General features: G+C 71.8%; 19 protein-coding genes and 1 riboswitch. Of the genes, 14 read left to right on the forward strand and 5 right to left on the reverse strand.

Features of this window, described 5'->3' with window-relative positions:
- Nucleotides 1–48 precede the first annotated feature (48 nt).
- From NKJ47_RS11205 to NKJ47_RS11250, 10 genes are read left to right on the forward strand one after another with little or no spacing between them, the layout of a single operon-like run.
- Nucleotides 49–630, forward strand: a complete 582-nt coding sequence (locus NKJ47_RS11205; protein WP_254457990.1) for an RNA polymerase sigma factor — start codon at nt 49–51, stop codon at nt 628–630.
- Nucleotides 630–1,271: a zf-HC2 domain-containing protein gene (locus tag NKJ47_RS11210; protein WP_254457991.1), complete on the forward strand. Its 642-nt coding sequence runs from the start codon at nt 630–632 to the stop codon at nt 1,269–1,271. The genes NKJ47_RS11205 and NKJ47_RS11210 overlap by 1 nt, the downstream gene beginning before the upstream one ends.
- On the forward strand, nt 1,268–2,602 hold the full coding sequence (locus NKJ47_RS11215; protein WP_254457992.1) for a S8 family serine peptidase: 1,335 nt from the start codon (nt 1,268–1,270) through the stop codon (nt 2,600–2,602). The genes NKJ47_RS11210 and NKJ47_RS11215 overlap by 4 nt, the downstream gene beginning before the upstream one ends.
- Nucleotides 2,603–2,611: 9 nt before the next feature.
- Nucleotides 2,612–3,418, forward strand: coding sequence for a heme ABC transporter permease (locus NKJ47_RS11220; protein WP_254457993.1), 807 nt, complete (start codon nt 2,612–2,614; stop codon nt 3,416–3,418).
- A complete protein-coding gene (gene ccmD, locus NKJ47_RS11225) occupies nt 3,415–3,630 on the forward strand; it encodes a heme exporter protein CcmD (protein ID WP_254457994.1) in 216 nt (71 codons plus the stop codon). The genes NKJ47_RS11220 and ccmD overlap by 4 nt, the downstream gene beginning before the upstream one ends.
- Nucleotides 3,614–4,078, forward strand: a complete 465-nt coding sequence (ccmE, locus tag NKJ47_RS11230) for a cytochrome c maturation protein CcmE (RefSeq protein WP_254457995.1) — start codon at nt 3,614–3,616, stop codon at nt 4,076–4,078. The genes ccmD and ccmE overlap by 17 nt, the downstream gene beginning before the upstream one ends.
- A gap of 37 nt (nt 4,079–4,115) precedes the next feature.
- The gene (locus NKJ47_RS11235; protein ID WP_254457996.1) at nt 4,116–6,086 is read left to right on the forward strand and encodes a heme lyase CcmF/NrfE family subunit; all 1,971 of its coding nucleotides are present in this window, start codon (nt 4,116–4,118) and stop codon (nt 6,084–6,086) included.
- Complete coding sequence (locus tag NKJ47_RS11240) at nt 6,083–6,625, forward strand: DsbE family thiol:disulfide interchange protein (protein ID WP_254457997.1); 543 nt, start codon at nt 6,083–6,085, stop codon at nt 6,623–6,625. Before NKJ47_RS11235 ends, NKJ47_RS11240 begins: the two co-directional genes overlap by 4 nt.
- Nucleotides 6,622–7,098 carry a cytochrome c-type biogenesis protein gene (locus NKJ47_RS11245; protein WP_254457998.1) on the forward strand — a complete coding sequence of 159 codons (477 nt, stop codon included), beginning with the start codon at nt 6,622–6,624 and terminating at the stop codon, nt 7,096–7,098. Before NKJ47_RS11240 ends, NKJ47_RS11245 begins: the two co-directional genes overlap by 4 nt.
- Complete coding sequence (locus NKJ47_RS11250; RefSeq protein WP_254457999.1) at nt 7,095–7,745, forward strand: tetratricopeptide repeat protein; 651 nt, start codon at nt 7,095–7,097, stop codon at nt 7,743–7,745. Before NKJ47_RS11245 ends, NKJ47_RS11250 begins: the two co-directional genes overlap by 4 nt.
- 38 nt (nt 7,746–7,783) lie before the next feature.
- Here NKJ47_RS11250 and NKJ47_RS11255 read toward each other — a convergent pair whose 3' ends face one another.
- Nucleotides 7,784–8,143, reverse strand: coding sequence for a response regulator (locus NKJ47_RS11255; RefSeq protein WP_254458000.1), 360 nt, complete (start codon nt 8,141–8,143; stop codon nt 7,784–7,786).
- A 223-nt stretch (nt 8,144–8,366) separates the two neighbouring features.
- Between NKJ47_RS11255 and NKJ47_RS11260 the strand changes: the two genes are divergently transcribed.
- From NKJ47_RS11260 to NKJ47_RS11270, 3 genes are read left to right on the forward strand one after another with little or no spacing between them, the layout of a single operon-like run.
- Nucleotides 8,367–8,696 (forward strand): DUF3649 domain-containing protein, encoded by a 330-nt coding sequence (locus NKJ47_RS11260; RefSeq protein ID WP_254458001.1) that lies wholly within the window; start codon nt 8,367–8,369, stop codon nt 8,694–8,696.
- The gene (locus NKJ47_RS11265; protein ID WP_254458002.1) at nt 8,693–10,309 is read left to right on the forward strand and encodes a PepSY-associated TM helix domain-containing protein; all 1,617 of its coding nucleotides are present in this window, start codon (nt 8,693–8,695) and stop codon (nt 10,307–10,309) included. The genes NKJ47_RS11260 and NKJ47_RS11265 overlap by 4 nt, the downstream gene beginning before the upstream one ends.
- Nucleotides 10,306–10,638, forward strand: a complete 333-nt coding sequence (locus NKJ47_RS11270) for a DUF3325 domain-containing protein (protein WP_254458003.1) — start codon at nt 10,306–10,308, stop codon at nt 10,636–10,638. Before NKJ47_RS11265 ends, NKJ47_RS11270 begins: the two co-directional genes overlap by 4 nt.
- A gap of 16 nt (nt 10,639–10,654) precedes the next feature.
- Here the strand turns inward: NKJ47_RS11270 and crcB are convergent, their stop codons facing one another.
- Complete coding sequence (crcB, locus tag NKJ47_RS11275) at nt 10,655–11,074, reverse strand: fluoride efflux transporter CrcB (RefSeq protein WP_254458004.1); 420 nt, start codon at nt 11,072–11,074, stop codon at nt 10,655–10,657.
- A gap of 110 nt (nt 11,075–11,184) precedes the next feature.
- A riboswitch (Fluoride riboswitch) is annotated at nt 11,185–11,254 on the reverse strand.
- A gap of 1 nt (nt 11,255) precedes the next feature.
- Nucleotides 11,256–12,629, reverse strand: a complete 1,374-nt coding sequence (locus NKJ47_RS11280; RefSeq protein WP_254458005.1) for a replication-associated recombination protein A — start codon at nt 12,627–12,629, stop codon at nt 11,256–11,258.
- Nucleotides 12,630–12,769: 140 nt separating this feature from the next.
- On the opposite strand from NKJ47_RS11280, the gene dmeF reads away from it, so the two are divergent.
- Entirely contained in the window at nt 12,770–13,861 is a 1,092-nt protein-coding gene (gene dmeF, locus NKJ47_RS11285) for a CDF family Co(II)/Ni(II) efflux transporter DmeF (RefSeq protein ID WP_254458006.1), read from the forward strand.
- A gap of 48 nt (nt 13,862–13,909) precedes the next feature.
- On the opposite strand, the gene lolA is transcribed toward dmeF, so the two are convergent.
- Both lolA and NKJ47_RS11295 read right to left on the reverse strand, forming a co-directional pair.
- Nucleotides 13,910–14,536: an outer membrane lipoprotein chaperone LolA gene (gene lolA / locus NKJ47_RS11290; RefSeq protein WP_254458007.1), complete on the reverse strand. Its 627-nt coding sequence runs from the start codon at nt 14,534–14,536 to the stop codon at nt 13,910–13,912.
- Between the two features lie 75 nt (nt 14,537–14,611).
- Nucleotides 14,612–16,558 (reverse strand): DUF3857 domain-containing transglutaminase family protein, encoded by a 1,947-nt coding sequence (locus tag NKJ47_RS11295; RefSeq protein WP_254458008.1) that lies wholly within the window; start codon nt 16,556–16,558, stop codon nt 14,612–14,614.
- Nucleotides 16,559–16,605 lie beyond the last annotated feature (47 nt).

Consider the following 16,605-nt stretch of genomic DNA (forward strand, 5'->3'; position numbering starts at 1 on the left):
TCCGTGCCGCCCCGGCACATACCGGTGCCCGTTGCCACCCCTGCCCCCATGAACGACACCGACCTGCTCGGCGATGCCACCGACCGCATGCTGCTCCGGCGCATGGCGGCCAGCGACCGCGAGGCGCTGGCCCGCCTGTACCGCGCCTACCACGGCCGCCTGTGCCGGTTCCTGTCGCGGCTGACCCGGCGCCCGGACATCATCGAGGAAGCGATCAACGACTGCTTCTGGATCGTCTGGCAGAAGGCCGGCGACTTCCGCGGCGACTCGCAGGTCTCGACCTGGATCATGGGCATCGCCTACCGCTGCGGGCTCAAGGCGATCCGCCACCACAGCGACGAGGCGATCGACGACGGCGCGCTGGCCGAGGACCACGCCGCGGCGGCCGACCCGGACGAGGACCGCGAACTGCGCGACTGGCTCGGCAAGGGCCTGGAACGTTTGTCGCCCGACCAGCGCCTGGTGGTGGAACTGGTCTACGGCCTCGGCCACAAGCTGGAAGAGGTCGCCGCGATCATGCAGTGCCCGGTGGGCACCATCAAGGCCCGGCTGTTCCATGCCCGGGTCAAGCTTCGCAACGTGCTGCCGGGATTGGCCGGCGGCGCGTCCACGCTGACGGAGAGCGCGTGATGAAAACGGGCTTCAACGAGCCGGGCAACGAGTGCGCGCATGCCTGGGAACTGATGCCGTGGGTGCTGCAGGACAGCGCCACGGAACAAGAAAACGAGTGGCTGGTCGCGCACCTGGCCAAGTGCCGGCACTGCAGCGCCGAGTTCGCCCAGCAGAACCGCCTGCGCATGGCCATGACCCTGCCCAGCGACGTGCCGGTGGACGCCGAGGCCGGACTGCAGCGCCTGTTGCAGCGCCTGGACGCGCCGCTGCCGCAGGCGCAGCCGCCGCGCCGCCGCGCCAGTTGGACCACGCGGGCGCTGGTCGCCGCCGCCCTGCTGCAGGCGGTGGGCCTGGGCGTGCTGGGCATGCGCCTGTCCGCCGAGCACGAGCGCAGCGCCGCCTACCGCACCCTCAGCGACGCCGCGCAGCCGCTGGCGGCCAACGCGATCCGGGTGGTGCCGGATGCGCGCATGACCCTGGCCGACTGGGACGCGCTGCTGCGCAAGCTGCAGCTGCGGGTGATCGGCGGCCCCAACGCCGCCGGCGCCTACACCGTGGTGCCGATCCAGGCCGGTGCACCGGCGCAGCCACAGCGCAGCGTGCAGCAGTTGCGCGCCACCGCCGGCATCCGCCTGGCCGAGCCGATCGCCGCACCATGACGCTGCGTCTGGCCATCCTGCTCGCCGCCTGCCTGGGGCTGGGCGCCTGCGCCCATGCCGCGCCGGCGGCAGTCACCGATCCCGCGGCCGCGGCCAAGGCGCCCAGCCTGGATCCGTCGCCGGCGCTGGACAGCCAGCGCCAGATCGTCCTCGCCGTGGCCAACCCGATGGCCGCGCCGAGCCGCCACGCCGGCTCCAACCTGCTCGGCTACGCCGCCGCACGCTACTACGGCGCCGGCACCCAGGCGGTGGCCACCCTGGAGGCGCTGAACACGCGCTACGGCCTGCGCCAGGTGGCCGGCTGGCCGATCAAGGCGCTGGGGCTGTACTGCGTGGTGCTGGAGCCGGCGCCGGGCAGCGACCGCGCGGCGCTGCTGGCGCAACTGGCCAAGGACGACCGCGTGGCGCTGTCGCAGCCGCTGCAGGACTTCGGCACCTATTCGGCCGACGGCCAGGCCGCGGCCGCGGCCGCGCCGACGCAGCCGCTGCGCTACAACGACCCCTACGTGGACATGCAGCGCGGCTTCGCCGCCACCAACGCGGCCACCGCGCAGGCGCTGAGCCAGGGCCAGGGCGTGGACGTGGCGATCGTCGACACCGGCGTGGACACCGCCCATCCGGACCTGCGCGGGCGCCTGCGCAGCACCCGCGACCTGGTCGCCGCCGATCCGGGCGCGTTCAACCGCGACCACCACGGCACCGAGGTCGCCGGCATCATCGCCGCCGGCAGCAACAACCACCTGGGCATCGTCGGCATCGCGCCGAAGGCGATGCTCGACGTGTACAAGGCCTGCTGGTATCCGCAGCGCCCCGGCGCCGGCGCCGGCGCCGGCTGCAACTCCTTCACCCTGGCCAAGGCGCTGGCGGCGATCGGCGATACCCGTGCCCGCATCGTCAATCTCAGCCTGGGCGGCCCGGCCGACCCGCTGCTGCGCAAGCTGCTGGAGCAGTTGCTGCGCGACGGCCGCATCGTGGTCGCGGCAATGCCGCCCAACGGCCGCCTGGACGGCTTTCCCGACGGCATTCCCGGGGTGATCGTGGTGCGCAGCAGCGCCGCCACGCCAGCGCCGGCGGGCGTGCTCAGCGCGCCGGGCGAGGACATCCTCACCACCCAGCCCAATGGCGGCTACGACTTCACCTCCGGCTCGTCGATGGCCACTGCCCACGTCAGCGGCGTGGTCGCGCTGCTGCTGGCGCTGGCGCCGCACCTGGACGCGCGCAGCGTGCACGACCTGCTGCTGCGCACCAGCCGCACGCGCGACGGCCTGCTGCAGGTGGACGCCGCCGCCGCGGTGCAGGCACTGCCGCGCAGCGCCCCCCTCGCCCGCTGAAGGCCCGCCATGCGTTCCTGGATCCCGCTCTGGTTGCACCGGCTCGGCGCGCCGCCGACCTTCTACCGCCTGGCCGGCGCGGTGCGCCCGTGGAGCCTGGCCGCGGCGGTGCTGCTCGGCGCCGTGGCCGGCTACGGCGGGCTGGTGCTGGCGCCGCCGGACTACCAGCAGCACGACGCCTACCGCATCCTCTTCGTGCATGTGCCGTGCGCGTGGATGAGCCTGTTCGTCTACGCGGCGATGGGCGTCGCCGGCCTGGTCGCGCTGGTGTGGCGGGTGAAACTGGCAGAGATCGCCTGCATGGCCTCGGCGCCGATCGGCGCCGCCTTCACCTTCGTCACCCTGTGCACCGGCTCGCTGTGGGGCCGGCCGATGTGGGGCACCTGGTGGACCTGGGACGCGCGGCTGACCTCGGAACTGGTGCTGCTGTTCCTGTACCTGGGCGTGATCGGCCTGCACCGCGCCATCGACGATCCGCGCCAGGGCGCGCGCGCCGCCGCGCTGCTGGCGCTGGTCGGGCTGATCAACCTGCCGATCGTGCATTACTCGGTGGTCTGGTGGAACACCCTGCACCAGGGGTCCACCGTGCGCGTGCTGGGCCCGTCGAAGATGCCGCTGTCGATGCTGTGGCCGCTGCTGTTCGGCGTGGCCGCCAGCAAGTGCTACTACGTCGCGAGCCTGTGCGGACGCATGCGCACCGACCTGCTGGCGCTGGAGCGCGGCAAGGCCTGGGTGCGGGCGATCGCACTGCAGGCAGCGCCGGTGCCGGCGTCGCCGGCAAACACCGCACCGCTGCCCGCGGAGCACGCGGCATGAGCGGCTTCTGGGCGATGGGCGGCTACGCCGTCTACGTGTGGAGCGCGTACGCGCTGGCCTTGGTCGTGCTGAGCCTGGACAGCCTGCTGCCGCGCCGCCGCCAGCGCCGCCTGCTCGCCGGGATCCGCGCGCAAGTGGCCCGCGAACAGGCCCGCCGCGCCCGCGGCACCGCAACCGCCAGCACCGGAGCGCGCGATGCATCCCACCCGTAAGCGCCGCCTGCTGCTGGTGCTGTTGTTGCTCGGCGCCGCGGCGCTGGCCACCGGCCTGTTCGTGCTGGCCCTGCAGCACAACATCAGCTACCTGTTCACCCCCAGCCAGGTGCAGGCCGGCGCGGCCAAGGACTACCGGGTGTTCCGGCTCGGCGGCATGGTCAAGGCCGGCTCGATCACGCGCAGCGCCGATGCGCTGCAGGTGCAGTTCACCGTGATCGACAAGGCCGGCGCCACGGCGGTCGCCTACACCGGCATCCTGCCCGACCTGTTCCGCGACAACCAGGCGGTGATCGCCACCGGCTCGATGCAGGGCGCGCGCTTCGTCGCCACCGAAGTGCTGGCCAAGCACGACGAGACCTACATGCCGCAGGAACTGAAGGACGCGATGGCGCAGGCGCATGGCAATCGCAGTGCGGCGGCCACCGCGGCGACGGCGCGGCCATGAGTCCGACTGCGCCGCTCGGCGCCGGGAGCGCGGCGCGATGAGCGCCGAACTCGGCCAGTGCGCGCTGATCCTGGCCTTGCTGCTGGCGCTGGTGCAGGGCGTGCTGCCACTGCTCGGCGCCTGGCGCGGCCAGCGCGCCTGGATGGCGGTGGCGCGGCCGGCGGCCTACGCCCAGGCCGGCTTCGCCTGGCTGGCCTTCGCCCTGCTCGGCTACGCGCTGCTGCAGCTGGATTTCTCGGTGCGCTACGTCGCCGCCAACGCCAACCTGGCGCAGCCCTGGTACTACCGGCTGGCCGCGGTGTGGGGCGCGCACGAGGGCTCTTTGCTGCTGTGGATCGCCATCCTCAACCTGTGGACGGTGGCACTGGCGCGCAGCGGCCGGCATCTGCCCGAGGCCTTCGCCGCGCGCGTGCTCGGCGTGCTCGGGCTGATCGCCAGCGGGTTCCTGGCCTTCGTCCTGTTCACCTCCAATCCGTTCGCGCGGCTGTCGCCGATGCCGCGCGACGGCAGCGAACTCAACCCGGTGCTGCAGGACCCGGGCATGGTGCTGCATCCGCCAGTGCTGTACACCGGCTACGTCGGCTTCTCGGTGGCCTTCGCCTTCGCCATCGCCGCGCTGCTCGGCGGCGAGCAACACCAAGCCTGGGTACGCTGGGCGCGGCCGTGGACCAACGTCGCCTGGGGCTTCCTCAGCGCCGGTATCGTCGCCGGCAGCTGGTGGGCCTACGCCGAGCTGGGCTGGGGCGGCTGGTGGTTCTGGGATCCGGTGGAGAACGCCAGCTTCATGCCGTGGCTGGTCGGCGCGGCGCTGATCCACACCCAGGCGGTCACCGAAAAGCGCGGCGCGCTCGGCGCCTGGACCCTGCTGCTGTCGATCCTGGCGTTCTCGCTGGCGTTGCTGGGCACCTTCCTGGTCCGCTCCGGCGTGCTGACCTCGGTGCACGCCTTCGCCGCCGACCCGCGCCGCGGCCTGTACATCCTCGGCTTCCTGGTGCTGGTGGTCGGCGGCTCGCTGCTGCTGTACGCGCTGCGCGCGCCGCGCCTGCCCGCCGGCAAGCCGTTCGCCGCGCTGTCGCGGGAGACCGCGATCCTGGTCGGCAACCTGATGCTGAGCGTGGCCGCGGCGATGGTGCTGCTGGGCACGCTGTTCCCGCTGCTCGGCGATGCGCTGCAGCTGGGCAAGCTCTCGGTCGGGCCACCCTACTTCGGCCTGCTGTTCCCGCTGCTGATGCTGCCGGTGGTGCTGCTGTTGCCGTTCGGTCCCTACCTGCGCTGGGGTCGCACCGAGCCGGGCGCGCTGCGTGCGGTGGCCGCGCGCGCCGGGTTGGCGGCCCTGGCCTGCGCACTGCTGGCGTGGCTGCTCAGCGCCGGCACGCTGCGCGCGGTGGCCGGGGTCGCCGCCGCGGCCTGGGTCGGCGTCGGCACCGCGCTGTATGCGCTCACCCGCTGGCGCAGCGCCCCGCGCGGCCGCCGCTTTCCGGCCGAACTGGCCGGCATGCTGCTGGCGCATGCCGGGGTCGCGGTGTTCGTGGCCGGCGTGCTGCTGTCGGAGAGCCTGTCGGTGGAACGCGACGTACGCCTGGATCCCGGCCAAAGCGCGCAGATCGGCGCGCATGCGTTCCGCTTCGACGGCGTGCGCCTGGTCGACGGCCCCAACTGGAAGGCCGAGCAAGGCACCGTGAGCGTGTTGCGCGACGGCGCGGTCGTGGCGGTGCTGCATCCGCAGAAGCGCCTGTACAGCAGCGAGCGCATCCAGACCGAGGCGGCGATCGATGCCGGCGTGCTGCGCGACCTGTACGTCGCGCTGGGCGAACCGGTCGACGACCAGCACATCGAGTACGGCTGGACCCTGCGCCTGTACGACAAGCCCTGCATCCGCTGGATCTGGGCCGGCGGCCTGCTGATGATGCTCGGCGGCTTCGTCAGCGCCGGCGCGCGCCGCTTGCGCGCGCAGCCGATCGCGGACAGCGCCGCTACGCCGGCCGCACTCGCCGGCGCCGCACCATGAGCCGGCTGCTGCCGCTGGCCGGGTTCCTGCTGCTGGCCGCGCTGTTCGGGTTCGGCCTGTGGTGGAGCCGCAGCCACGATCCGCGTGCCGTACCCTCGCCGCTGCTGGGCAAGCCGGTGCCGGCGTTCGCGCTGCCACGCCTGGACCGCCCGGACCTGCGTAGCGGCAGCCAGCAGCTGCGTGGCCGCCCATATCTGCTCAACGTGTTCGGCAGCTGGTGCATGGCCTGCAGCGAGGAGCATCCGCTGCTGATGGCGCAGGCCCGGCAGCTGGGCGTGGCGCTGGTCGGCTACGCCTACCGCGACGATCCGCACGACACCGCCGCCTGGCTGGCGCAGCGCGGCAATCCGTATGCGCTGGTGCTGGTGGACAGCGATGGCCAGCGCGCGATCGACCTGGGCGTGTACGGCGCGCCGGAAACCTTCCTGATCGATGCCGACGGCGTGGTCCGCTACAAGCATGTCGGCGTGCTGACGCCGCAGGTGCTGGCCGACGAGTTGCGTCCGGCGATCGTGGCGCTCGATGGAGCGCGGCGATGAGCGCGATCGCCGCCCCAACGCGCCGACGCACGCCGTGGCGGCGGTTGCTGGTGCTGCTGTGGCTGCTGGGCGGCGCATTGCCGGCGTTCGCCCAAGCGGTCGACCCGTTGCCCTTCAAGGACCATGCGCAGGAACAGCGCTTCCAGCAGCTGACCGCGCAACTGCGCTGCCTGGTCTGCCAGAACGAGAACCTGGCCGATTCCGACGCGACCCTGGCGCGCGACCTGCGCCACCAGGTGTTCGCGCAACTGCAGGCCGGACGCAGCGACGCGCAGATCAAGCAGTACATGGTCGATCGCTACTCGGCCTTCGTCCTGTACGACCCGCCGCTGGCGCCGGCCACCTGGCTGCTGTGGTTCGGGCCGGCGCTGTTGCTGCTGGGCGGTGCCGCGATGGTGTTGGCGACGCTGCGGCAGCGCCGCCGCGCGATCGGCGCCGCGACGGCGGACGCGGACGCGGAGGACGCCTGGTGACGCCCGGTTTCGCCCTCGCCGCCACGGCGATGCTTGGCATCGCCCTGTTCGCGGTGCTGCGCCCGTTGCTGGCAGCGCACGCCGGCGCACATCCGCAACGCGGCATCGCCGTGCTGCTGGCGTTGGGCCTGCCGCTGCTCGGTGCCGGCCTGTACTGGCACATCGGCACGCCGGCGGCCCTGGCCGGCGTCCCACTGCAGCCGTTGCCGCCGGCCGCACCGGAGCAGACCGCGCAGCGGCTGCAAGGCTGGCTGCGGCAGGCCTGGGAGGCGCAACAGGCGCGGCGCCCCCACGATGCGCAGCAGGCCTATGCGCAGGCCCTGCGGATCGCCCCGGACAATGTCGAGGCCCTGCTCGGCTGGGCCGAGACCGACATGGCGCAACGCACGGACTTGGCCGTCGGCAGCGCCGCACGCGCCATGCTCGACCGGGTGCTGGCGCAAGAACCGGACAACCAGCGGGCGCTCTGGATGCGCGGCATCGCCGACTTCCAGCAACAGCGCTATGCCGACGCAGCTGGCGACTGGCGCCACCTGCTGACCCTGCTGCCCGCCGCGTCGCCGCTGCGGGACGCGGTAACGCAGAAGATTGCCGCCGCTGATGCAATGACCGCCGCACCAAGCACAGCGACCGCTACACCACGCTGACGCCACCCTCCCGACCGCACCAGCGCTCCGCAATCCACTCAGAGCACACGTGCGAGCTTCTCCTTCAGCATGTCCGCATTGAACGGCTTGACAATATAGCCGCTGACGCCCGCTTCGCGGATCGCGATCACCTTGTCGCTGCGCGCCTCTGCGACCACCATCAGGAACGGCGTGCAGGACAGCACGGCGTCGCTGCGAACCACCTGCAGCAACGCCAGACCGGTCATCGGCTGCAGGTTCAAATCGGAAATGACCAGGCCGATCTTCTCCGCCCGCATCGCGGCCAGTGCCGCCTCGCCGTCGGCCGCTTCGACCACGTCGTCGTAGCCGAGCTGGCCCAACAGCATGCGGATGAGACGCCGCATCGTGCGGTAGTCGTCGACGACCAGAATCTTCATGGCATCCCCAGGCAGTCCGATGGCCGGACCGATGGTGCAGGAGTTCGGCCGCCGAAGCCATCGACGCCGCCGTCCCCAGCCACTGGCGGCCACACGACGCCAGCCAAGTTACGGATTTGCGTCGAAAATAGGAATGAGTATCATTAACTAAGCACACACCTTTGCCGCCATCCCGCTCCGCCTAGCCCTGTCGCCAAGCCGGTGCCTCTCTCGACGGGCTCCCATGCACCCAGTTCCGCCAGCGCCGCCACACCTTCCCACCGCGGCCGCGCGTGTGCTGCCGCCCTGGCTGGGCGTGCTCGCCCGCACCCTCGCCGCCATCGTCGGCGGCTACACGCTGGCCGCGGCCACCTCGGTCTTGTTGCCGCTGCTGTGGCCATCGGTGCGCGCGCAGGCGGTGTTGAGCGGGATGATGCTGGGCATCCTGGTCTGCGCCTGCACCGCGCTGTGGGCGTTCGCCGCGCGTAGCGCCGGGCGCGCCTGGCTGGGCATCGCGGCATTGCTGGCACCGATGGCGCTGGCCATCGCCTGGCTGCAGCAGCACGCGCCATGAAGCAGGGATTCCGCCAATCGATGGCCTGGCTGCACACCTGGAGCGGCCTGCTGGTGTCGTGGGTGCTGCTGCTGATCTTCATGGCCGGCACCACCAGTTATTTCCGCAACGAAATCAGCCGCTGGATGCGCCCGGAACTGCCGCGCGCGCAACCGGGCACCGACGTGGTGGCCGCGCGTGCGGTGGCGCTGCTGCAGCGCGAGGCGCCGCAGTCGCCGCAGTGGTTCGTGTCGCTGGCCAGCCCGCGCGCACCGTTCACCGACCTGTTCTGGCGCAATCCGCCGCCGGCCGACGGCGCCCGCCAGAGCCGCAAGGAGATGTTCGGCAGCGCCCTGCTCGACCCGGTCAGCGGTGAGGCCAGCCGGACCCGCGACACCCGTGGCGGCGACTTCTTCTACCGCCTGCACTTCGACCTGCACTACATCCCGGCGCTGTGGGCGCGCTACATCGTCGGCTTCTGCGCGATGTTCATGCTGGTGGCGATCATCAGCGGCGTCATCACCCACAAGAAGATCTTCAAGGACTTCTTCACCTTCCGCCCGGCCAAGGGCCAGCGCTCGTGGCTGGACTTCCACAACGCCAGCGCGGTGCTCGCCCTGCCCTACCACGCGATGATCACCTACACCGGGCTGGTCACGCTGATGCTGATGTACCTGCCCTGGGGCATCAAGACGGCCTATCCCGATGCCGAGCAGGCGTTCTACGCCGAGGCCTTCCAGGAACCGGAAAACCTGCGCGAGGCCAGCGGCACGCCCGGACGCATGCTGCCGATCGCGCAGTTGCTGGACGTGGCGCGCCACGAATGGGGCGCGCAGGCGCCGATCGCCGGCTTCACCGTGTACAACGCCGGCGATGCCGCCGCGGCCATCCAGATCCGCCAGGGCGACGGCCAGCGGCTGGGCTACGACGCACCGTCGCTGCTGCTGGACGCCGGCAGCGGCCAGATCCTCGGCCGCAGCGGCACGCTCGGTGCCGCCGCGCAAACCCGCAGCACCCTGTACGGCCTGCACCTGGCGCACTTCGCCGGCCCCTGGCTGCGCTGGCTGTTCTTCGGCTGCGGCCTGCTCGGCTGCCTGATGGTGGCCAGCGGCGCGATCCTGTGGGCGGTCAAGGAGCGGCCCAAGCATGCCAAGGCCGGGCGCATCGGCCTGGGCCTGCGCCTGGTCGACGCGCTCAACATCGGCACCGTCGCCGGCCTGCCGATCGCCTTCGCCGCGTACTTCTGGGGCAACCGGCTGCTGCCGCTGCACCTGGAGGCGCGCCCGGAGCGCGAAGCGGCGGTGTTCTTCCTGGCCTGGGCGGCGGCCCTGCTCGCCGCGCAGGTGTGGCCGAAGCGCGCGATGTGGGCCTGGCAACTGTATGCGGGGGCGGCGCTGTTCGGCGGGCTGCCGCTACTCAACGCCATCACCACCGATGCGCACCTGGGCGTGAGCCTGCTGGCCGGCGACTGGGCGCTAGCCGGGTTCGACCTGGTCTGCCTGTTTCTCGGCCTGGCCCTGGCCCTGGCCGCGCGGCGCATGCAGCGTTGGCAACCGCCGCTGTCGGCGGCCGAACGCCGCGCCCGCGAGCGCGGCGGCTCGGGCAAGCCGGTGCTGGCCACGGAGGGCGCATGACCGTGCTCGGCCTGTGCCTGGCCTTCTCCGGCTTCGTCGCGCTGTGCCTGGGCATGGAAAAGCACCAGCTCGACCTGTACGGCGCGCGCCGCGCCGCCGCGCCGCGCCTGCGACAACTGCAGGTCGCCGGTTGGCTGCTGCTGGGCGCGGCGCTCGCCTGTTGCGTCGCCGCGCACGGCTGGGGCATCGGCCCGGTGCTGTGGGTGGGCTCGCTCAGCGCCAGCGCGGCGCTGCTGACCCTGGGCCTGCTGCCGTACCGGCCGCGGCTGATCGTGCCGCTGGCGCTGCTGGCGCCACCGCTGGGCGTGGGCGCCGCGTTGTTGGGATAGGCGCGCGCCCGGCCGCTCAGCGCTCGGCGGTCACCGTCGGCGCGCGCAGTTCGGCCGCCGTGCGCGCGCCGGCGAACACCAGCACCAGTCCCGCCGCGAGGGTGATCGCCAGATACAGCGGCACCATGCCGAGGCGGCCGTTGCGCACGAACACCATGCTTTCCATCATCAGCGAGGAGAACGTGGTCAGCCCGCCGATCAGGCCGACGATCAGCAGCGCCCGCCAGTACGGCGCGCTGGCGCCGCGGCCTTCGATCCACACCAGCAGGAAACCGCCGACGAAGGCGCCGGCCAGGTTCACCGCCAGCGTGCCCCACGGGAAGCCGGCGCCGTAGCGCTGCAGCAGCACGCTGCCGACCGCGAAACGCATACCGGAGCCAACCGCGCCGCCGGCCATCGCCAGCAGCAGTTGCTGCCACCACAGGGACAGGTTCATGCGCGCCTCCGCGAGACGGAAGCCGGAGCGGCAGCAGGAAGACGAGAAGGAACGGGCATCGGATTCTCCACAAGGACGATGCCGGGGCGCGGACCTGCCACCCCGGCGGGGGTTGGGCAGGCATCATCAGCGCGCAGTGCTGCGGGCGGTTCGAGGAGGAATGCCATCTCCTGTGCGCCGATTATGAAGGCGAGCGCCCGGCCTTGTCAGCCCGCGCCTGTTCGCGCGCCGCGCGCAGGCGGTCGAGCTTGTCCTTGAGCTTGATCTCCAGCCCGCGCTCCACCGGCCGGTAGTAGACCCGCTCGCCCATCGCATCGGGGAAGCCGGTCTGGTCCAGGGCGATACCGCCCTCGGCGTCGTGGTCGTACTGATAGTCGGCGCCGTAGCCCAGGGTCTTCATCAGCTTGGTCGGCGCGTTGCGCAGGTGCAGCGGCACCTCCTGGGTGCCGGTCTCGCGCACCTCGGCCTTGGCCTGGTTGAAGGCGGCGTAGCCGGCGTTGGACTTGGCGGTGCTGGCCAGGTACAGCACCAGTTGCGCGAACGCCAGTTCGCCTTCCGGGCTGCCCAGGCGCTCGTAGATGTCCCAGGCTTCCAGCGCCATCGACTGCGCGCGCGGATCGGCCAGGCCGATGTCCTCGATCGCCATGCGGGTCAGCCGCCGCGCCAGGTAGGCCGGGTCGCAGCCGCCGTCGAGCATGCGCGTGAGCCAGTACAGCGCCGCGTCCGGGTTGGAACTGCGCACCGACTTGTGCAGCGCCGAGATCTGGTCGTAGAACTGCTCGCCGCCCTTGTCGAAGCGGCGGGTGCGGTCGGCCAGCACCTGCTGCAGGGTCTGCGCGGTGATCTCGCCGCCCTCGTCCTGGGCCAGTTCGGCGGCGATCTCCAGCAAGGTCAGCGCACGCCGCACGTCGCCATCGGCGGCGCCGGCGATCTCCAGCAGCGCCGCGTCGGAGACCCGCAGCTGCTCGGCGCCGAGCCCGCGTTCGGAATCGTGCAGCGCCCGCTGCAGCGCCTCGGCGATGTCCTGCGGCGACACCGCCTCCAGCACGTGCACGCGGCAGCGCGACAGCAGCGCCGAATTCAGTTCGAACGAGGGATTCTCGGTGGTGGCGCCGACGAACAGGATGGTGCCGCGTTCGATGTGCGGCAGGAAAGCGTCCTGCTGCGCCTTGTTGAAGCGGTGCACCTCGTCGACGAACAGCACCGTGCGGCGCCCGTCGGCGAAGCGCTGCGCGGCCTCGGCCAGTACCAGCCGCACCTCCGGCAGCCCGGACAGCACCGCCGAGATCGCCTTGAACTCGGCCTCGGCGTACTGCGCCAGCAGCAGCGCCAGGGTGGTCTTGCCGCAGCCCGGCGGCCCCCACAGGATCATCGAATGCACGCGTCCGGCGGCGACCGCACGGCGCAGCGCGCTGGACGGCGCCAGCAGGCGCTTCTGCCCGACCATCTCGTCCAGCGTGCGCGGGCGCATGCGTTCGGCCAGCGGCCGCATGGCCTCGCGGTCGACGCTCAGCAGATCGGAGGTGTCGGAAGCGAAGGGTCTGCGTTTGGCCATGCGCCCATTCTATCGCCGCGGCCGGTGCACGCTCTGCCTGCCGTACGTGTTCTGGGTGCAGGCGGACGGGCGTGGCCAGCCTGCGCGGCACCGACACCAGCGCTAGAATCGCGACGCCTCCCTGCCCGGCCGAGTCCGCCATGAGCCACCACGACACCCTGGATGCGTTCACCCATCAGCACGACTTCCTCGGCACGCGCCACGAGCGCAATGCGCGCCGCACCTGGTCGGTGGTCGCACTGACCACGGTGATGATGCTCGTGGAGATCGTCGCCGGCTGGTGGACCGGCTCGATGGCGCTGCTGGCCGACGGCCTGCACATGGCCACCCATGCCGGTGCGCTGTCGCTGGCCGGCTTCGCCTACTGGTTCGCGCGGCGGCACCGGCACAATCCCCGCTTCACCTTCGGCACCGGCAAGGTCGGCGACCTGGCCGGCTTCTCCAGCGCGCTGATCCTGGCGCTGATCGCGCTCGGCATCGGCGTGGAGTCGGCGCTGCGCCTGGCGCAGCCGGTGCACATCGCCTACGACGAGGCCCTGTGGATCGCGACCCTGGGCCTGCTGGTGAACCTGCTCAGCGCCTGGATGCTGGGGGCCGACCACCACCACGATCACGGGCATGGTCACGGCCATCATCACGACCACGCCCCTGCACGCGCCCATGCCGCGCATCGGCACGGCGACCACGCGCACGAGCGCCACGACGGGCACGGCCACGATCACGCGCACGACCATCATCATCCCCACGATCACCACGGGCACGCCCATGCCGCGCAGGCACAGGCGGCCGGCCACGACCGGCATGCGCATGCCGACCACAACCTGCGCTCGGCCTACCTGCACGTGCTGGCCGACGCGCTGACCTCGGTGATGGCGATCGTCGCCCTGTTGCTGGCCAAGTCCCTGGGCTGGACCTGGACCGATGCGCTGATGGGCATCGTCGGCGCCATCGTCATCGCCCGCTGGTCGCTGGCGCTGCTGCGCGACACCGGCGCGGTGCTGCTGGACGCCTCGGCGCCGGCGGCGCTGCAGGCGCAGATCCGCGAACGCCTGCAGCAGGACGACGAGCGCATCGCCGACCTGCACGTGTGGCGGATCGGCCCCGGCCAGCACGCGGCGATCGTGTCGCTGGTGACGCACAAACCGCGGCCGGCGGCGTTCTACCACGCGCGCCTGCAGGGCGTGGCCACGCTGGGCCACGTCAGCATCGAAGTGCAGAGCTGTCCCGACTGAAGCGCAACGCGCCGCCGCCACCTGGCGACGGCGCGCGGTGGCGCCGGCTCAGCGGTCGCCGACCACGTCCACGTCCTTGTCCGGGACGTAGCGGAAGGTGCCGGCGGCGAAGGCCGGATTGCGCTTCCAGTCGCTGAAGCTGATCTCGGTGCGCTGGCCGACCGGGTCGACCACTTCCATGCGCGCCAGGCCATTGCGGTCGAAGCCGAGCTTGGCCATCTGGAAGCTGGCCTCGGTGTCTACCTTCGGGGTCATGGTCAGCCACTGCAGCCCGTCGCGGGCCACCGCTTCCTCGCTGACATCGTACTGGCGGTCGAGCTTGCCCGGGTCGATCAGCGCGGTCAGCGGGCTGTTCTGTTCCTCGCTGCCCTGCGCGCGCACCGTGGCCTGCTTCAGGTCCGGGTCGTACACCCAGACCTTGCTGCCGTCGGCGACGATCAGTTGCGTGTAGGGCTTGCGGTACTCCCAGCGGAACAGGCGCGGCGCCGACAGCGCGACGCGGCCGCTGGAGCTTTCCTTCAGCGTGCCCTTGCCGTCGTAGACCTTCTGCGCGAACTGGCCGTCCAGGCCCTTCAGCCCGCGGGTGAAGGCGGTGAGGTCCTCGCGGGCGCCGGCGAAGGCGGAGCCGGCCAGCAGCGCGGTGGCGAGGACGGTGTAGCGGAGTGTGCGAAGCATGCGGATGGATTTCCGGATGGAGTGTGGGCAGTGTGCCGCGGCGCGCCTGAATAGGCGATCAGAGGGCGTGGCGGCTCATGGTCCGGTCTGCATCCGGGTCAGGTCGCCGTACAGGATCTGCCCGCGGAAGCCGCGCCGCACCTGCTGGTACAGCTCGCGGAAGGCGGCGTAGTCCTGCGGCTGGCACAGCGCCGCCGGGCCGTGGATGGCGCGCCGGTGCAGCGTGTGCGTGGCGGTCACGGTCTGTCCGTCGCGCACCCAGGTGGCGGCGTACTCGCCGGCGGCGTTGCTGAAATGGGTGTCGGCCGGGATCGCGATGATCGGCACGCTGTCCGGGAAGGTCAGCCGGTAGGTCTCGCGGCGCGCGTTGTCGTTGCAGTAGAACGGGGTCAGGTTGCGCTCGGCCGAGGCGGTGCTGTAGACCCCGCGCACCGAGTCGGCGCCGGGCATCAGCGGCAGGCTCATGCCGCCGACCACGCCGAAGTCCACGTAGTCGTGGGCGCGGAAGCGGTAGGCGTAGCCGAACGGCCGGCTCAGGTCCTGCGGCGCGCCCTGCAGCAGCAGCTCGCCACTGCCGTCGAAGCCGGAGGCGGCGAGGATCGATTCCTCGATGCGGGTGCGGTTCTGCGCGTTGAGCTGCACGAACATGGTGCGCAGGCCGACTTCGCCGACGTCGCCGCTGTCCAGGCGGGTGATGCCGCTCAGGCTGCCGTCGGCGGCGAAGCGGTAGTCGGTCTCGGCCAGATAGCGGTTGCGCTTGGCGTCGTCCGGCGGCGTGCGCGCCACGGTGCCGTCGGCGGTGTGCAGCACCGGCGCGCCCAGGTCGCCGGCCGGCAACTGGCCGAAGCGCGCGTACGGGCTGGTCGAGTCCACGTACAGCTTGAACTCGGGCAGATAGGTGATGGCATGGTTGAAGCGCCCCAGCACCGGCACCTCGGGCAGGGTCGGCCCGCCCTGCGCGCCGATCAGCACCGGCGTGCTGGCGATGCCCTTGGCCGCCAGCAGCGCTTCCAGCACCACGGTGTGGTCCTTGCAGTCGCCGTAGTGGGTATCGAGGATGCTGTCGGCGCTGTTCGGCTGCAGCCCGCCGTTGCCCAGGTATACCGCCACGTAGCGGATGTTGCGCGCCACCCATTCATACAGCGCCGCGGCCTGCGCGCGGCGGTCGCTGATGCCGGCGGTGATCTGCTCGGCGCGGGCGCGCACCTTGGGCGTGACCTGCGCGGCGGCGGCGCTGCTGCGCTGGTAGGCCTGGGCCATCTGCGCCCAGCTGCGGAAGCTGCTGGCCATGATGGTCGGGCTGAACTCCCAGGTGGCCGCCGACCAGTTCTGGCTCTTCATCGGCTCGCGGCGGCTGTAGCGCCATTCCCAGCGCGCCCGGTCGCCGTCGAACGTCGGCGTGTCGCTGCCCTGCACGCCGCGCGTGTACAGATGCATCTGCAGGCGTCGCGGTGCCACCAGGGTCACCGTGGCGTCGTCGTACTGGGAGAACACGCTGAAGGTCTCCCACAGGCTGAAGTAACCCGGGAAGTACGGCACGTTCTGGGTGCGGCGCACCCGGTACACCAGGCGCGCGCCGGGCATCAGGTTGGGAAACACCACCACCTTGACCTTGCGGTCGGCGTACATCGCCGCCGCGGCGCTGGAGTAGCTTTCCTGGGTGTAGATCTTGTCGGCCGGCACGTCGTGGCGCAGGCCGTCCGGGGTCAGCGTGTAGGCGGCCAGCACCTCCAGCGTCTCCAGCTTCTCGCTGTAGCCCAGCCGCACCTGGCTGAACTGGTCGACGCCGGCCTTGGTCTTGAGCAGCAGCTCGTATTCGTCGGTCTCCACGCTGGTGGCGTCCTCGCGCACCTCGTAGTCGGCGCGGTAGCGCACGTAGCTGTAGTTGTTGCTGACCACCGGGGCGGCGGTGGCCGGTGGCGCGGCGTCATGGCCTGCGGCCGGCGCCGGTTGCGCCGTGGCGAGGCTGGCCAGTGCCAGCAGCGCCGATCCCAGCAGCCAGCGTGCGGCGCGCGGCGGCATCGGTCCAGGCTGGCGCCGGCCACCGCCGGCGGACGGCGCGGTGCGCC

The sequence above is a fragment of the Xanthomonas sacchari genome, from assembly GCF_024266585.1.
Taxonomy (GTDB): Bacteria; Pseudomonadota; Gammaproteobacteria; order Xanthomonadales; family Xanthomonadaceae; genus Xanthomonas_A; species Xanthomonas_A sacchari_C.

Excerpts from the sequence above, each read along its gene's own strand:
- crcB (WP_254458004.1), bottom strand. The coding sequence starts at position 11,074 with ATGAACCTGTCCCTGTGGTGGCAGCAACTGCTGCTGGCGATGGCCGGC.
- NKJ47_RS11210 (WP_254457991.1), top strand. The coding sequence starts at position 630 with ATGAAAACGGGCTTCAACGAGCCGGGCAACGAGTGCGCGCATGCCTGG.
- NKJ47_RS11220 (WP_254457993.1), top strand. The coding sequence starts at position 2,612 with ATGCGTTCCTGGATCCCGCTCTGGTTGCACCGGCTCGGCGCGCCGCCG.
- NKJ47_RS11205 (WP_254457990.1), top strand. The coding sequence starts at position 49 with ATGAACGACACCGACCTGCTCGGCGATGCCACCGACCGCATGCTGCTC.
- NKJ47_RS11260 (WP_254458001.1), top strand. The coding sequence starts at position 8,367 with ATGCACCCAGTTCCGCCAGCGCCGCCACACCTTCCCACCGCGGCCGCG.
- NKJ47_RS11235 (WP_254457996.1), top strand. The coding sequence starts at position 4,116 with ATGAGCGCCGAACTCGGCCAGTGCGCGCTGATCCTGGCCTTGCTGCTG.
- dmeF (WP_254458006.1), top strand. The coding sequence starts at position 12,770 with ATGAGCCACCACGACACCCTGGATGCGTTCACCCATCAGCACGACTTC.
- NKJ47_RS11240 (WP_254457997.1), top strand. The coding sequence starts at position 6,083 with ATGAGCCGGCTGCTGCCGCTGGCCGGGTTCCTGCTGCTGGCCGCGCTG.
- NKJ47_RS11295 (WP_254458008.1), bottom strand. The coding sequence starts at position 16,558 with ATGCCGCCGCGCGCCGCACGCTGGCTGCTGGGATCGGCGCTGCTGGCA.
- ccmD (WP_254457994.1), top strand. The coding sequence starts at position 3,415 with ATGAGCGGCTTCTGGGCGATGGGCGGCTACGCCGTCTACGTGTGGAGC.
- lolA (WP_254458007.1), bottom strand. The coding sequence starts at position 14,536 with ATGCTTCGCACACTCCGCTACACCGTCCTCGCCACCGCGCTGCTGGCC.
- NKJ47_RS11245 (WP_254457998.1), top strand. The coding sequence starts at position 6,622 with ATGAGCGCGATCGCCGCCCCAACGCGCCGACGCACGCCGTGGCGGCGG.
- NKJ47_RS11270 (WP_254458003.1), top strand. The coding sequence starts at position 10,306 with ATGACCGTGCTCGGCCTGTGCCTGGCCTTCTCCGGCTTCGTCGCGCTG.
- NKJ47_RS11255 (WP_254458000.1), bottom strand. The coding sequence starts at position 8,143 with ATGAAGATTCTGGTCGTCGACGACTACCGCACGATGCGGCGTCTCATC.
- ccmE (WP_254457995.1), top strand. The coding sequence starts at position 3,614 with ATGCATCCCACCCGTAAGCGCCGCCTGCTGCTGGTGCTGTTGTTGCTC.
- NKJ47_RS11280 (WP_254458005.1), bottom strand. The coding sequence starts at position 12,629 with ATGGCCAAACGCAGACCCTTCGCTTCCGACACCTCCGATCTGCTGAGC.
- NKJ47_RS11265 (WP_254458002.1), top strand. The coding sequence starts at position 8,693 with ATGAAGCAGGGATTCCGCCAATCGATGGCCTGGCTGCACACCTGGAGC.
- NKJ47_RS11215 (WP_254457992.1), top strand. The coding sequence starts at position 1,268 with ATGACGCTGCGTCTGGCCATCCTGCTCGCCGCCTGCCTGGGGCTGGGC.